We start from the raw sequence: 15,027 nt of genomic DNA, 5'->3' as shown, positions 1-15,027 counted from the left end.
GACGGGACCACCTCACGGACACGGGCGACGCGCGGGCGTCGGCCGAGCAGGGATGTCGAAGGGGCTGCACCGCAAGGTCGCAGCCCTTTTCTGCATGGGCCACACGCGGGTGCACACGCTGGGGCGGCCCCATCCAAATAGCTGATCCGCAAGATTGGCGCAGGTCGATTGACACACCAATGGCCGCGTCCGATGCTCCATCGGACCCGCCCGCGTTCGCTGGGCGAGGACCACAACAATCCAGGAGACGAGCATGAAGCGGCGAGCAGTGGTGCAGGCCTCCGTCGGCGTGGCGCTGGCGGCGGTGGGGGCGGCAGGCGTGCGGGCGCAGTCCCGTCCGTTCCGCATCGGGTGGGTGCTGCCGATGACCGGCGCCTTCGCGTCGACCGGTCGGCAACAGGAAGCGGGCGCGCGCCTGTACCAGGCGCTCCACGGCGACACGGTGGAGGGCCGCAAGGTCGAGCTCCTGCTGCGGGACGACGCGGGCGTCGCCGACACCGGACGGCGCATGGTGTCGGAGCTGGTGGTGAACGAGAAGGTCGACGTGGTGGCGGGCTGCGGCCTCACGCCGATCGCCCTCGCCGCGGCGCCGATCGCGACGCAGAGCAAGACGCCGCTGGTGGTGACGGCCGCTGCCACGTCCAGCATCACGGAGGCCTCGCCCTTCGTCGTGCGCACGAGCTACTCGCTGCCCCAGTCCTCGATCGCGATGGCGCAATGGGCCATCCGCAACAAGATGCGGCGCTTCGTGTCGCTGGTGCCGGACTACGGTCCCGGGCTGGACGCCGAGAAGTACTTCAACGGCTACGTGCGCGAGAACGGCGGCACCGTGCTGGGCGAGATCCGCGTGCCGATGCGCAACCCGGACTACGCGCCCTTCCTGCAGCGGGTGCGGGACATCAAGCCGGAGGCGCTGTTCGTCTTCCTGCCGTCGGGACCGGGCGCCATCTTCATGCGCCAGTTCGTCGAGCGCGGTCTGGCCAACGCCGGCATCACCATCATCGGCGACGGCACGCTCACCGACGACGACGTCATCGGCGACATCGGCGATGCGGGGCTCGGCGTGATCACCGCGCAGCACTACTCGGCGGCGCATCCGTCGGCCCTCAACCGGCGCTTCGTCGCCGCCTTCGAGACGGCCAACAAGGGCATGCGGCCGAACTTCATGGCCGTCGGCGCCTGGGACGGCATGCGGGTCATCCACGAGGCGCTGCGCGCCACCGGCGGCAACGGCGACGGCCCCGCGCTGCTGGCGGCGATGAAGGGCCAGACGTTCGAAAGCCCGCGCGGCATGATGACCATCGATCCGGAAACCCGCGACGTCATCCACGACATCTACATGCGCAAGGTGGAGAAGGTCAACGGCAAGCTCTACAACGTGGAGTTCGACGCCATCAAGCAGATGAAGGACCCGGCCAAGGGGAGGCCCGCGTGAGGGCGTCGGACGGCGCCGCCACCGCGGGGACCGCGGTGAACTGGATGCGCAACGTCTGGTACGTCGCCGGCTTCGAGCACGAGCTGGACGGCGTGCCGTGGGTCGCCCGCCGCTTCCTCGGGGTGTCGGCGATCATGCTGAAGACGGCGGCCGGCGAGGTGTCGGCGCTGGAGGACGTCTGCCCGCACCGGCTGCTGCCGCTGTCCGCCGGCCGCCGCCATGGCGACGAACTGCAGTGCGGCTACCACGGCCTGCGCTTCGCCGCGGACGGCACCTGCCTGGAAGCCCCCGGCCAGCCGTCGCCCCCGGCGCGGGCCCACGTGCGTCGCCTGCCCCTGCTGGCGCGCCACGGCCTGCTCTGGATCTGGCTGGGCGATCCGGCGCTGGCGCGGCCTGAACTGGTGCCGGACATGCGGTGGAACCGCGACCCGCAGTGGACGCCCTCCCGCGGCTACCACCACGTGCAGGCCGACTACCGGCTGTGCATGGACAACCTGATGGACCTGGGCCACGAGAGCTGGGTGCACCGCAGGACCATCGGCCAGGGCGACGAGGAGTGCATTCCCAGGTACCCGGTGACGGTGTCGGTGGCGGGGGAGGGGCTGGTGCGGGCGCACCGCGAGATGCCGAACATCGAGCCGCCGCCCTTCTTCGCCATGGTGCTGGACCACCATGGGCGCATCAACCGCTGGCAGACCGCCATCGCCATGGCGCCGTCGCTGTGCATGACCGACTTCGGTGTCTACCCGGTGCAGGCGTCGCCCGACGACGCCTTCCGCAGCCACGTGCTGCACCTGTTGACGCCCGAGACCGAGCACACCACCCACTACTTCTGGGCGGTGGCGCGCAACCGCAAGCTCGACGATGCCGACCTGACCGAGGCGATGCGCCGCGCCACCGAGCACACCTTCGACGAGGACGCGGCGGTGCTGAGCCTGCAGCAGCAGCAGCTGCAGCGCTACGGCGGCGCGGTGCCCGGGGTGGCGCTGCGGGTGGACGAGGCGCCGATCCGCACGCGGCGCGCGCTCGAGGCGCTCATCCGGCGCGAGGCGCAGGAGCCCGGCTTCTGCTTCGTGCCGCCCCCGATGGTGGACGACGCGACGCCCACGCTGGCCATGGCGGCCTGAGCCGGCCGGACCCCGGCGGGTCCGGCCCGCCCTCAGCGGGCGATGGTCATCGTCAGTTCGCCGAGGCCCTGCACACGGGCCACCATGCGATCGCCCGGGCTGACCGGGCTGACGCCGGCCGGCGTGCCGGTCATGATGACGTCGCCCGGCATCAGCGTGTACATCGCCGAGGCGTACTCGATCAGGTGCTGCACGTTGAAGATCAGGTGCCGGGTGTTCGACCGCTGCCGCGTCTCGCCGTTGATGGTGATGTCGAGGTCCAGCGCGTTCGGGTCGGCCACCTCGTCGGCGGTGGTGATCCACGGTCCGATGACGCCGAAGGTGTCGGGCGACTTGCGGAAGCCGGGGAACTCGGGGCCGCGCACCGTCATGTCCAGCGCGACGCAGTAGCCGAACACATGGTCGAGGGCCCGCTCGCGCGGCACCCGGCGCGCCTGGCGGCCGATGACCACCCCCAGCTCCACCTCGTGGTCGGTGCGGCGGTCGGGAAAGGGGATCTGCACCGCGCCGTCGGGCCCGAGCAGCGAGGTCGGCGCCTTGATGAACAGGCCCAGCTTGTCCAGCGAGACGAAGTGCTTGCCGTGGTTGATCTGCCGGTCGGCGTTGGCTTCGGCGATGTGGTCGTCGTAGTTGATCGGGGCGCCGATGATCTTGCCCGGGTTGGCCACCGGCGCGCGCAACGTCACCTCGGCCAGCGGCGTGCGCTGGGCACCGGGCAGGAAGCCGTCGATCTCCGGCCGCACCTGGTCGAAGTGGCCGACGATCCAGTCGTAGGCCGGGTAGGGCCAGCCCGGGCGGCCGAAGCGCTCGAACAGCGGCGTGATGTCGTGCACCTGGTCGTCACGGACCACGCCGATGCGGTTGTCGTTGAAGCGGCAGAGTTTCATGGTCGAAGGTCCTCGTTCTTCGTGGAGGGTCAGCCGCGCTGCTCGCGGTACAGCCCCAGTTTCTGGTGCACCGGACGGTCGGAATAGGCGAACAGCACGGCGTCGCCCGACGTGCCGGCACCGGCGCGCCAGCGCCGCCAGCCCGGCACGACGAAGACGTCGTTGGGCGCCAGCGTCGTCGGCGCCTCGCCGTCGATCTCGATGGTGGGCGCGCCGTCGACCACCACCAGCACCACGCTGTCAGTGGTCCGCAGGTGTCGGGCCGTCCAGCCGCGCGGCAGCAGCTGCATCCACGCGCCGATGGTCGGGATGGCCCAGTCGCCGTTGAGCGGGTTGGCGTAGCGCACCACCGCGCCGAGGCAGTCGTCGATCTGGCCGCCGTGCGCCAGGCCGTGCAGCGCCTCGCGGGTGCGTTCGTAGGGGTAGCTGAAGACCGGCGACGTCGGCCCCGCGGCCTGCCGCTCCAGCGGCAGCAAGGCATTGCCGTAGCGGTGGAACACCTGCTCGGCGTCGCCCCGCGTCGGGAAACGCTCGGCCTCGTGCTCCTCGCGGAAGCCGGCCTGCAGGAAGCCGACCAGCGGCACGTCCAGCCCGTCCAGCCACATCACCGGACCGTCGCCGTCGTTGCCGTGGTCGTGCCAGGTCCAGGCCGGCGTGACGATGAAGTCGCCGCGTCGCATCGGTGCGCGCAGGCCGTCCACGGCGGTGTAGCCGCCGCTGCCCTCGAGCACGAAGCGCAGGGCCGACTGGCTGTGGCGGTGGGCGCGCGCGGTCTCGCCGGGCAGGATGAGCTGGAGGCCGGCGTAGATGGTGTCCGTCACCTGCGGCCGGCCCGGCAGACCGGGGTTGCGCAGCATCAGCACGCGGCGTTCGGCCTGCGCCGCGGTGATGATGTGGCCGGCCTCCAGCAGCTGCTCCCGCATCTCGCGCCAGCGCCAGGCGACCGGCAGCGCCTGGCTGCGCGGCTCGGGCGGCACCATGCCCTGCATCACCTCCCACAGCGGCGACACGTTCAGGGCCGACATGCGCCCTCGCACGTCGGGGTCGAGGTCGGCGGTCGGCGTCGGGCCGTTCATCGCGCGGCCTCCGCCGCCGGCCGGCTCGAACGTGTCGTCGACCCCGGCTGCGGCGACGCGTCGCCGTTCCAGATCCAGTCCAGGCAGCGGTAGAAGTCCGCCTCGGTGCGCTCGGCCAGGGCCGCGTCGCGGGCCTCGCGGGCGATGCCCTCGGCGTGATAGAACTCCCACAGCTCCCGCGAGCCGAGCTGGATGCGCGCGCAGCGCACCAGGCGGCGGCGGGCGTAGTCGGCGAAGGCGCGCTCGAAGTCGCCCCCGCTGTCGCGCACCTGGTCGGCCAGGCACACCGCGTCCTCGAGCGCCATGCCGGCGCCCTGCGCATAGGACTGCAGGGTGGGGTGGGCGGCGTCGCCGAGCAGGGCCACCCGGCCGCGGTGCCAGGGACGGAAGGGGTCGCGGTCGGTCAGCGGCCAGCGCTTCTCCAGGTCCATCAGCGCCAGCACGTTCTTCAGCGCCGGGTGCACGTTGGCGTAGATCGCCTTGACCTGCGCCTCGTACCGGGCGGGGTCGTCCACGCCGGGGGCCGGGTTGCGGAACACCGCGACGACGTTGAACAGCTCGCCGTGCTGAAGCGGGTAGTGCACGACGTGGTAGCCGGGGCCCGACCACAACGCCACCTCGTCGAGGTGGCGCAGGTCGCGCGGCGCGGCGGCCATCGGCAGGATGGTGCGGTGGGCCACGTAGCCGGTGTCCCGTGCCGGCCCGTCGGGACCGATGAGGTTGCGGATGCGGCTCTTGACGCCGTCGGCACCGACCAGCGCGCAGCCCTCGTGCTGCACGCCGTCGGCGGTGACGGCCCGCACGCCGGAGGGCCCGCCGTCGTGCACGTCCACGACGGCGGCGTTGACCGTCAGGCGGATGCCCGGCTGGCGCCGGCAGGCGTCGAGCAGGATGTCGTGGATGGTCGAGCGGTGAATGACCACGTACGGGGCCTTGAAGCGCTGCCGGTACGCCTCGGTGGCCAGCGGGATGCGCATCAGCACCTCGCCGGTGGTCACGTCGGGCATCACCAGCGCCGCGGGGTAGTCGCAGGCCGCCCGCACCGCCGGCGTGACGCCCAGGCGGTCGAAGACCTTGAACACGTTGGGCCCCAGCTGGATGCCGTAGCCGATGGGCGAGATCTCGCGCGCCTGCTCGAGCACGTGGACCGGCAGGCCCGCCTGCGCGAGCGCCAGCGCCGTGCCGAGCCCGCCGAGCCCGCCGCCCACGATGAGCACCGGTTTGTCGTGGCCGTTCATCGAATGCATGTCTCCGTTCTGGTGGCGTCGCCGGCTCCTGGCAACTACGCCTGTCGACGGGATGATTGCGGCCGCAAAATCATCGGTCAATCACATGCGCTGGATGGCTGGGATCAGAAAATTGGATGTCCGGCAAGTCGACCTCAACCTGCTCGTCTTCTTCGAGGCCATGCTGCGCCACCGCAGCGTGACGGCCGCCGGCCGCGAGCTGGGCATGAGCCAGCCGTCCGCCAGCTACGCGCTGCTGCGCATGCGCAACGCGTTCGAGGACCCGCTGTTCATCCGCGTCAGTTCCGGCATGGAGCCGACGCCGCGGGCGATCGCCATGCAGGACACGGTGCGCGACGTGCTCATGCGCATCCGCACGGACCTGCTCAGCCCGGCCAGTTTCGACCCGCAGGCGTCCAGCAGGGAGTTCCGCATCGCCACCAGCGACGTCGGTGAGAGCTTCTTCGTGCCGCGCATCGACGGCGTGCTGCGATCGCAGGGACGGCGGCTGCGGCTTCGGGTGGTGTCGTCGACGCCGGCGGAACTGGAGCAGCAGCTGGCGTCGGGCGAGATCGACCTGGCGATGGGCCACTACCCCGACCTGGTCGGGGCCGACTTCTTCCAGCAGGCGCTGTTCACCAGCCATTTCGTCGTCATCGCCAAGCCCGGCAACCCCCATGTGGGCGACGAACTGACGATGGAGCGCTTCCTGGCCGCGCCGCACATCGACGTGTCGACGCCCGGGCGCAGCCAGGAGATCATCCTGCGCCACATGGCCGAGCAGAAGATCGTGCGTCACGTGCCGCTGCGGGTGTCGCGATTCCTCAGCCTGCTGGAGATCGTCTCGCAGTCCGACCTGATCGCCGTGGTGCCGAGGGAAGTCGCCCAGTTCTTCAGGAGTTCGCGCGACATCGAGGTCCACCCTCTGCCCTTCGAATCGCCGCACTTCCGGCTGCGCCAGCATTGGCACAAGCGCTTCCATGGCGATGGGGCCGTCGGCTGGTTGCGCGAGCAGATGCACGCGCTGTTCAAGGACACGCCGGCCACCTGATTCCTCAGGCCGCCACGGCGCGGCGCCACCGACGGTGTCGGAGCGGGCCAGCGGGCCCGTCCCGGCGTCGACGCCGTCGGGCATGGTCATTGCCCATGGGGGCGCCATGGCTTTAGTCCAACCACATCCCCGGGTCAAGACCGGCATTCCGGAGCTTGACGTCGTCCTGAAAGGCGGCCTTCCTGCAGGGCGGGTGCACCTGGTCGAAGGGCGTCCGGGGACCGGCAAGACCACGCTGGCCCTGCGCTTCCTGGTCGACGGCGCCGCGCAGGGCGACGCCTGCCTCTACGTCACGTTGTCCGAGACGGCGGCGGAATTGCGAGCCACCGCGGCCAGTCATGGCTGGGACCTGACGGGCGTCGAGGTGGTGGAGATCCGCCTCACCGAGGAGCGGCTGGAGCGGCAGCAGAGCATCTTCGCCAGCGGCGAGTTCGGCCTGGGCAGCACGGTGGCCGAGATCGTGGAGCGCATCCAGGCGGCGCGGCCGAGGCGCGTCGTGGTGGACAGCATGGCCGAGATGCGGCTGATGGCCGAAGACGCCATGCGCTACCGGCGCCAGGTGATGGCGCTGCGCCACCACCTGCAGTCGTCCGGCGCCACGGCGCTGCTGCTGAGCGACACCTCGGACCCGGACGAATACGACCTGCAGGCCTTGGTCCACGGCGTGGTGTCGCTCGAGATGATCGAGCGCCAGTACGGCGCGGCGCGGCGGCGGCTGCGCGTCGTCAAGCTGCGCGGTGCGGATTTCCAGAGCGGCTGGCATGACTTCGTCATCCAGCGCGGTGAACTGCTGGTGTTCCCCAGCCTCATCGCCGACGAGCACCGCCGCGATTTCGAGCCCTCCGACGAGACGACGGGGGTGGAGGCGCTCGACCACCTCCTGGGCGGTGGCCTCGGTCGGGGCAGCACGACGATGCTCATCGGTCCCTCGGGCGTCGGCAAGTCGTCGCTGGCCATGCACTGCCTCGTCGCGGCCACCCGGCGCGGGCATCACGCGGCCTGCTTCTCCTTCGACGAGTCCGACGAGAGCGTGCTGCAGCGGGCGCGTGCGCTGGGGCTGGACTTCGACAACCAGGTGCACGCCGGCAAGCTGCACTGGGAACGGGCCAACCCGTCGCGCATCTCGCCTGGCGAGTTCGTCTGGAAGGTGCGCCGCCAGGTGGAGGACCACGATGCCCGGGTGGTGGTCATCGACAGCATGAACTCCTACCTGGAGACGATGCCCGAGGAGCGCGCGCTCATGCTGCAGATGCACGAGCTGCTGACCTACCTGTCGAACCAGGGCGTGGTGGTGCTGCTGATCCTGGCGCAGAAGGGCGTGGTCGGCAGCGTGGAGAACCCGATCGACCTCTCGTTCCTGAGCGACACGCTGGTGCTCATGCGGTTCTTCGAGTCCGAGGGCCAGATCGGCAAGGCCATCACGGTCGTCAAGAAGCGCAACGGCAGCCATCAAGTGGGCGTCCACCGGTTCGCCTTCGCCGACGGTGGTGTGCGCATCGAGCTGAACCGGCTGCAGCACGGCGCCCTGGCACCCGTCGGCCACGAGGTGGCGCGCCATGACCATGCTGGAGCACCCTAAGGAGTCGGGCGGCACCGTCCTCGTGTGGACGCGGCAGGAGGTCGATGCGAGCGTCATCGGCCTGGTCTGCCGCGCAGCCACGTTCGACTGGCGCGTGGTGGCCGACACGGTCTCCTTCTGCCGGGACATCGAGGCGGCGGCCGTCACCGCCGTGGTGGTCAGCGAGGAGGCGCTGCACGAGCGCATGGACGCGATGGCGCGTTGCCTGCGCGAGCAGCCACGGTGGTCCGACATCCCGGTGATCGTGCTCACGTTCGCGAACGCGTCCCAGCGGCTGGCGGAGCGCTGGCAGGCGCTGCGGCCGCTGGGCAACGTGACCCTGCTGGAGCGCCCGCTGCGGGTGGAGACGATGCGCGCCGCGCTGTTCGCCTCCAGGCGGACGCGCGAACGCCAGTACCTGCTGCGTGACCACATGGCAGCGCTCGAGCAGTCGGCCCAGAAGCTCGAGGAGGCGGTTCGCCAGCGCACGGCCGAACTGGAGGCGGCCCTGCGCGACCTGCAGGTCGCCGAGAAGGCACTGGTGCAGTCCCAGCGCCTGGAGGCGGTGGGCCAGCTCACCGGGGGCGTGGCGCACGACTTCAACAACCTGCTGCAGGTCATCTCGTCGAGCACCGCGCTCCTGGAGCGGCAACGCCACCAGCCCGAGCTGGCGCAACGGCCGCTCGAACTCATTCGGCGCACCACCGAGCGTGGCGCCCGGCTGACGCAGCAGCTGCTCGCCTTCGCCAGCCGCCAGCCGCTCGTCGCCCAGCGGCTGGACGTGAGCCATGTGCTGCTCGCGCTCAAGCCGTTGCTGGAGCGCTCGCTGCGCGACGACATCGTGGTGCACCTCAGGATGCCGCACGACGTGTGGCCGGTGCGTGCCGACGCCACCCAGTTGGAGGTGGCGCTGCTCAACCTGGCCATCAATGCGCGCGACGCGATGCCGCACGGCGGCGAACTCACCATCGAGGTGAGCAACGTGCCGGGCAGTGAGGCGAACGGCCGGGTCGACGCCGTCAGCATCGCGGTGACGGACACCGGCCACGGCATGACCGAACAGGTCGCGGCCCGGGTGTTCGAGCCGTTTTTCTCCACCAAGGCGGCCCAGGGCAAGGGCACGGGTCTGGGCCTGAGCCAGGTCTATGGCTTCGTCCGGCAGTCCGGCGGCGAGGTGTGGCTGCGGCACTCCAGTCCCTCGGGGACCTGCTTCGTGCTGACGCTGCCGCGGGACCACGTCGAGGGCCCGGTGGCCTCCGTCGGTGCGGTGGCGGCGGCGGTCGGAGACGACGGTGACCTGCGAACGTTGCGGCCGACCGTGCTGGTGGTCGACGACGATGTCGAGGTGGCCTCCGCCACGTGTGCGCTGCTGGGCGCGCTGGGCTGTCGCTGCCACACCGCCCGCAGCGGCGACGAAGCGTTGACCAGGGCGAAGGCCGATGACGACATCGACGTGGTGCTGTCCGACGTCCTGATGCCCGGCGCGCTGGACGGCCTGCAGCTGCGCGACGCCCTCAAGGCCTGGCGACCCTCGCTGCCGGTGCTGCTGACGTCGGGCTACGTCGGTGCCCCCCGAACGACTGGCCCGAACCGACGCGAAGCTGCTGATGAAGCCGCACACGGCCGATCAGCTGCGCGGGGCCTTGACCGAAGCGCTTCGAAGTCGGCGCTGATCGGTCGCCCACCGGCCCACCCACGCCTGAGCCGACGACCGTGCGGATCGCGACCTGGAACCTCAACAACGTCACCAAGCGGCTGGACCTGCTGCTGGACTGGCTGGCACGGAAGCGGCCGGACGTCGTCGCGCTGCAGGAGCTGAAGACGCCGACGGCCGGCTTCCCGGCCGCGGCCTTGAAGGAGGCGGGCTACGACGCCGTGGTCGTCGGCCAGCGGTTGTGGAACGGCGTCGCGCTGCTGAGCCGGGGGCACCCGCCGCTGCCGGTGGTCACCGCGCTGCCGGGCGACCCGAAGGACAAGGAGGCCCGGTACGTCGAGGCCGCGATCCATGGGGTGCTGTTCGGCTGCCTCTACCTGCCCAACGGCAACCCGCAGCCGGGCCCCAAGTTCGATCACAAGCTGCGCTGGTTCGAGCGCCTGCGGCAGCGCGCCGAGGAACTGTGGGCGTCGGGCCAGCCGGTGGTCCTGCTGGGCGACTGGAACGTCGTGCCGACCGACGCCGACATCTACAAGCCCGACACGTGGCGCGACAACGCGCTGCTGCAGCCCGAGGCGCGGCAGGCCTTCGGCCGCCTCCTGTCCCAGGGCTGGACCGACGCGCTGAAGGCGGTGCACCCGACGTCGACCCCGTACACCTTCTGGGACTACCGGCGCCAGCGCTGGGAGCGCGACGCCGGCCTGCGCATCGACCACATCCTCGTCAGCCCGGCGCTGGAGGTCGTCGACGCCGGCGTCGACCGCGAGGAGCGCGGCCGCGAGAACGCCAGCGACCACGCGCCCGTGTGGGCCGAGGTGACGCTGCGGACCACCGGCGGCCGCCCGGCGGGCAGGGCGGCGACCCGGAAGACCGCCAAGACCACCAAGCCCGCCACGCCGGTGCCGGCCCCACCGGAGGACAAGCCGCTGTCGCGCTACAACCAGAAGCGCGACTTCAAGAAGACCGCCGAGCCGGTCGGCACCGTGCCGCCGGCGGCCGGCGACGGGCCGCGGCCGCTGCAGTTCGTCATCCAGAAGCACTGGGCCTCGCGGCTGCACTACGACGTCCGGCTGGAACTGGACGGGGTGATGCTCAGCTGGGCGGTGCCCAAGGGGCCGTCGTTCGACCCGGCGCTCAAGCAGATGGCCATCCACGTCGAGGACCACCCGCTCGGCTACAACACCTTCGAAGGCACGATCCCGAAGGGCGAGTACGGCGGCGGCACGGTCATCGTCTGGGACCGCGGCACCTGGTCGCCGGTGGGGGACCCGCGCGACGGCCTGGCCAAGGGCAAGCTGATCTTCCACCTGCACGGCCAGAAGCTGGCGGGCCTGTGGGAGCTGGTGCGCATCTCCAAGCCGGGCGAGAAGAAGCAGGACCAGTGGCTGCTCTTCAAGAAGCGGGGCGACGCCTGGGCGCGGCCGACGGCCGAGTACGACGTCATCACGGCCCTGCCCGACAGCGTGGTCGAGAAGCCGCTGGGACTCGTCGAGCAGCGGGAGCCGCGCGGCAGTCCGCCGACCGAGGGCCGCGCCTCGGCCGACACCGCGCCCGACCTGCGCCGGGCCAAGAAGGCGCCGCTGCCGCCGACGCTGGCGCCGCAGCTCGCCACGCTGGTCACCGCCGTGCCGCCGGGCGACTGGGTGGTGGAGACCAAGTTCGACGGCTACCGCCTGCTGGCCCGCATCGACCGCGGCCAGGTGCGGCTCTTCACCCGCAACGGCAACGACTGGACGGACAAGCTGCGGCCGATCGCCGAGGCCGTCGCGGCGCTTGGCGTGAAGAGCGGCTGGCTGGACGGCGAGATCGTGGTGCTGAACGACGCCGGCGTGCCCGACTTCAACCGGCTGCAGAACGCCATCGACAACACGAACACGAAGGACATCGAGCTGTTCCTGTTCGATGCGCCCTTCCTCGACGGACAGGACCTGCGCGCCGTGCCGCTGGCCAGCCGCCGGTCCCTGCTGCAGGCGGTGTTCAAGGACCGCACCTTCGACAAGGTGCGTTTCAGCCAGGCGTTCGACGCGCCGCCGGACGAGATGCTGAGCGCCGCCTGCCAGATGGGCCTCGAGGGCGTGATGGTCAAGCGGGCCGACGCGCCCTACGTCGCGGGCCGCACCGAGAGCTGGCTCAAGCTCAAGTGCCAGCACCGGCAGGAGTTCGTCGTCATCGGCTTCACCGACCGCACGGGCACGAAGGACGAGGTGGGCGCGCTGCTGCTCGGCTACCACGAGGGCGGGCGGCTGCGCCATGGCGGGTCGGTCGGCACCGGCTGGGACACCGCCACGGGCCGCCGGCTGCACGCGCTGCTCGCCCCCTGGAAGTCGACACGCCGCCGGTGGACCCGCAGACCGTGAAGCCCGGCCGGTGGTCGCGGCGGGCCAGGGGCGCGCAGCGGTGGGTGCGGCCGACCACCGTGGTGGAGGTGGCGTTCTCGGAATGGACATCCGAGGGGCACGTCCGGCATGCGGTGTTCCGCGGCGTGCGCGACGACAAGCCGGCCGGCCTCATCGTCCGGGAGCGCGCCGGCGCCGCCCCCGGCGCCATGCCCGGCGCGGTCCCCGAGCGGCCCTCGGTCAAGGTCACCCACCCCGAGCGGGTCATCGACCCATCCACCGGCTTCCGCAAGGTGGACCTGGTGCGCTACTACGAGGGCATCGCCGACTGGATGCTGCCGCACCTGAAGGACCGGCCGGTGTCGCTGGTGCGCGCGCCGACCGGCATTACCGGCGAGCTGTTCTTCCAGAAGCACCCCGAGACCAGGATGCCGGGCCTGAAGGAACTGGACCCGGCGCTCTGGCCGGGCCACTCGGCCCTGCTGGCGGTCGACTCGGCCGAGTCGCTGGTGGCGGCGGCACAGATGAACACGGTGGAGTTCCACACCTGGAACTCGGTCGTCCGGCGCATCGACCAGCCCGACCGGTTCATCCTCGACCTCGACCCCGGCGAGGGCGTCACCTGGCCGATGCTGCAGGAGGCGGCGCTGCTGACGCGCACGATGCTGACCGAACTCGGCCTGCAGAGCTGGCTCAAGACCAGCGGCGGCAAGGGGCTGCACGTCGTCGTGCCGCTGACCCCGAAGCTGGACTACGACGCGGTCAAGGCGTTCACCCAGTCGGTGGTGCAGCACATGGCCCGCGTCATCCCGCAGCGTTTCGTGGCCAAGAGCGGCGGCACCAACCGGGTGGGCAGGATCTTCATCGACTACCTGCGCAACGGCCATGGGCAGACCACGGCGGCCGCCTTCTCGGCCCGCGCACGCCCCGGCATGGGCGTGTCCATGCCCATCGCCTGGGAGCAGCTGCACGAGGTCAAGGGCGGCTCGCAGTGGACGATCGCCACCGCGCGCGAGTACCTGTCCTTCCGGAAGGACGATCCCTGGCAGGGCTACTGGCATTGCCGGCAGACGCTCACCAAGGCCCTCCGCGCGCTGGCAGCTTGAGGCGCCTTCACCCGCTCATGACACAGGAACGACCCCTTCCCGTCGCCCTGGAGGACGGTTCGTCCGTCTCCGCGCTGTTGACGCTGCCGCGGGCCTCGAAGGCCTGCTACGTCATGGCACACGGCGCCGGCGCCGGCATGCACCACCCCTTCCTGCACGACATGGCACAGCGGCTGGCCGAGCGCCGGGTCGCCACGCTGCGCTTCCAGTTCCCATCCATGGAGCGGGGCTCGAAGCGGCCCGATGCACCGGCCACCGCGCAGGCCGCGGTGCGGGCCGCGTGTGCCGCGGCCGCGGCCGCCACCGGGCTGCCGCTGGTCGCCGGCGGCAAGTCCTTCGGCGGCCGCATGACCTCGCAGGCCCAGGCGGTGTCGCCGCTGCCGCAGGTGGCCGGCCTGGCCTTCCTCGGCTTCCCGCTGCACCCCGCCGGGCAGCCCGCCACCGCACGCGGCGACCACCTGGCCCGGGTGACGGTGCCGATGCTGTTCGTGCAGGGCACGCGGGACAAGCTGGCGGACCCCGCCCTGATCTCCGGCCTGCTCGCATCCCTCGGGCCGAAGGCCGGCCTGTTGGCGGTGGCCGACGCGGACCATGGCTTCCAGGTGCCCGTGCGGTCCGGCCGCACCGCGTCGGACGTGACGGCGGAAGTGGCGGACGGGCTGGCGGCCTGGGTCGAGCGCCTGCTCGCCTGAGCGCCGCGGTCCTCAGGCCTTCTTGCGGGCCGGCTTGCCGGTCTTGCGAGGGGCCGGCGACGCCTTCGCCTCAGCCGCCGTGCTGCCCCGCTTGCCGCCCAGGCTGCGCTTGAGCAGTTCCGCCAGGTCGACGACGTTGTCCCCGGTGGGCGGACCTTCTTCCAGCGGCTCGACGGTCTGGGTCTCGCCGGCCTCGGCCTTCTTGGCGACGAGCGCCCGGATCGCCTCCGAGAAGCGGTCCTGGTAGCGGCCGGCATCGAACGCCACGGTCATCTCGTCGATGAGCTGGCGGGCCATCTTCAGTTCGGCGTCCTTGAGCCCGTTCGCGTCCTTGCCCTCGGGCGGGAGCTTCAGTTCTTCGGGCGACCGGATCTCGTCCGCCCAGCGCAGCGTGCCGAGCATGAGCGCGGGGCCCGCCGGCAGCAGCGCCGCCAGGTGCTCCTTGTTGTGCATCACCACCCGCGCGATGCCGATCAGCGACGCATCGGCCATCGCCTCGCGCAGCAGCGAGTACACCTTCTCCGCCTTCGGCGCGGGCTCCAGGTAGTACGGCTTCTCCAGGTAGACGAACGACACGTCCTGCGCCTGCACGAAGGCCTCGATGGCGATGGTCTGCGTGGTCTTCGGGTAGGCGTTGCGGATCTCGTCGTCGCTCAGCACCACGTAGCCGTCGTCGTGCTTGACGCCCTTGACGATGTGCGCCTTGTCGATCTCCTTGCCGGTGCGCTTGTTCACCCGCTTGTAGCCGACGGGGTCGAGCGTGCGCTGGTCGAGCCAGTCGAAGTCGATGTCGTTCTCGTGCGAGGCCGGGTACAGCGACACCGGCAGGTGCACGAGGCCGAAGCTGATGGCGCCTTTCCAGATGGCACGGGGCATGTC

11 protein-coding genes are annotated in these 15,027 nt (G+C 71.2%); 7 read left to right on the top strand and 4 right to left on the bottom strand.

The window, feature by feature from the left end; genetic code table 11:
• Positions 1-253 precede the first annotated feature (253 nt).
• Positions 254-1,435, top strand: coding sequence for an ABC transporter substrate-binding protein (locus tag LRS07_RS18730; RefSeq protein WP_260499443.1), 1,182 nt, complete (start codon positions 254-256; stop codon positions 1,433-1,435).
• Positions 1,432-2,562: a Rieske 2Fe-2S domain-containing protein gene (locus LRS07_RS18725; RefSeq protein ID WP_260499441.1), complete on the top strand. Its 1,131-nt coding sequence runs from the start codon at positions 1,432-1,434 to the stop codon at positions 2,560-2,562. Before LRS07_RS18730 ends, LRS07_RS18725 begins: the two co-directional genes overlap by 4 nt.
• A 32-nt stretch (positions 2,563-2,594) precedes the next feature.
• On the opposite strand, the gene LRS07_RS18720 is transcribed toward LRS07_RS18725, so the two are convergent.
• From LRS07_RS18720 to LRS07_RS18710, 3 genes are read right to left on the bottom strand one after another with little or no spacing between them, the layout of a single operon-like run.
• Positions 2,595-3,449, bottom strand: coding sequence for a fumarylacetoacetate hydrolase family protein (locus LRS07_RS18720; RefSeq protein WP_260499439.1), 855 nt, complete (start codon positions 3,447-3,449; stop codon positions 2,595-2,597).
• A gap of 29 nt (positions 3,450-3,478) precedes the next feature.
• Complete coding sequence (locus LRS07_RS18715) at positions 3,479-4,525, bottom strand: cupin domain-containing protein (RefSeq protein WP_260499438.1); 1,047 nt, start codon at positions 4,523-4,525, stop codon at positions 3,479-3,481.
• Positions 4,522-5,763 (bottom strand): FAD-dependent monooxygenase, encoded by a 1,242-nt coding sequence (locus LRS07_RS18710; RefSeq protein ID WP_260499437.1) that lies wholly within the window; start codon positions 5,761-5,763, stop codon positions 4,522-4,524. Before LRS07_RS18710 ends, LRS07_RS18715 begins: the two co-directional genes overlap by 4 nt.
• Positions 5,764-5,884: 121 nt before the next feature.
• Here LRS07_RS18710 and LRS07_RS18705 point away from each other — a divergent pair, with 121 nt between their 5' ends.
• From LRS07_RS18705 to LRS07_RS18680, 5 genes are read left to right on the top strand one after another with little or no spacing between them, the layout of a single operon-like run.
• On the top strand, positions 5,885-6,802 hold the full coding sequence (locus LRS07_RS18705; RefSeq protein ID WP_260499436.1) for a LysR family transcriptional regulator: 918 nt from the start codon (positions 5,885-5,887) through the stop codon (positions 6,800-6,802).
• Positions 6,732-8,381: a DUF7125 family protein gene (locus LRS07_RS18700; protein ID WP_312028324.1), complete on the top strand. Its 1,650-nt coding sequence runs from the start codon at positions 6,732-6,734 to the stop codon at positions 8,379-8,381. The genes LRS07_RS18705 and LRS07_RS18700 overlap by 71 nt, the downstream gene beginning before the upstream one ends.
• Entirely contained in the window at positions 8,359-10,179 is a 1,821-nt protein-coding gene (locus tag LRS07_RS18695; protein ID WP_260499434.1) for an ATP-binding protein, read from the top strand. The genes LRS07_RS18700 and LRS07_RS18695 overlap by 23 nt, the downstream gene beginning before the upstream one ends.
• The gene (ligD, locus tag LRS07_RS18685; RefSeq protein ID WP_409450653.1) at positions 10,088-13,456 is read left to right on the top strand and encodes a DNA ligase D; all 3,369 of its coding nucleotides are present in this window, start codon (positions 10,088-10,090) and stop codon (positions 13,454-13,456) included. The genes LRS07_RS18695 and ligD overlap by 92 nt, the downstream gene beginning before the upstream one ends.
• Before the next feature lie 17 nt (positions 13,457-13,473).
• Positions 13,474-14,148, top strand: coding sequence for an alpha/beta hydrolase family protein (locus LRS07_RS18680; protein ID WP_260499433.1), 675 nt, complete (start codon positions 13,474-13,476; stop codon positions 14,146-14,148).
• 12 nt (positions 14,149-14,160) lie between these two features.
• Here LRS07_RS18680 and ku read toward each other — a convergent pair whose 3' ends face one another.
• Entirely contained in the window at positions 14,161-15,024 is an 864-nt protein-coding gene (ku, locus tag LRS07_RS18675; protein ID WP_260499432.1) for a non-homologous end joining protein Ku, read from the bottom strand.
• Positions 15,025-15,027: the final 3 nt, after the last annotated feature.

The sequence above is a fragment of the Aquabacterium sp. J223 genome (assembly GCF_024666615.1).
Classification (GTDB): domain Bacteria; phylum Pseudomonadota; class Gammaproteobacteria; order Burkholderiales; family Burkholderiaceae_C; genus J223.
The sequence above is the reverse complement of the archived record's forward strand: the minus strand, read 5'-3'. Positions and strand labels throughout refer to the sequence as shown.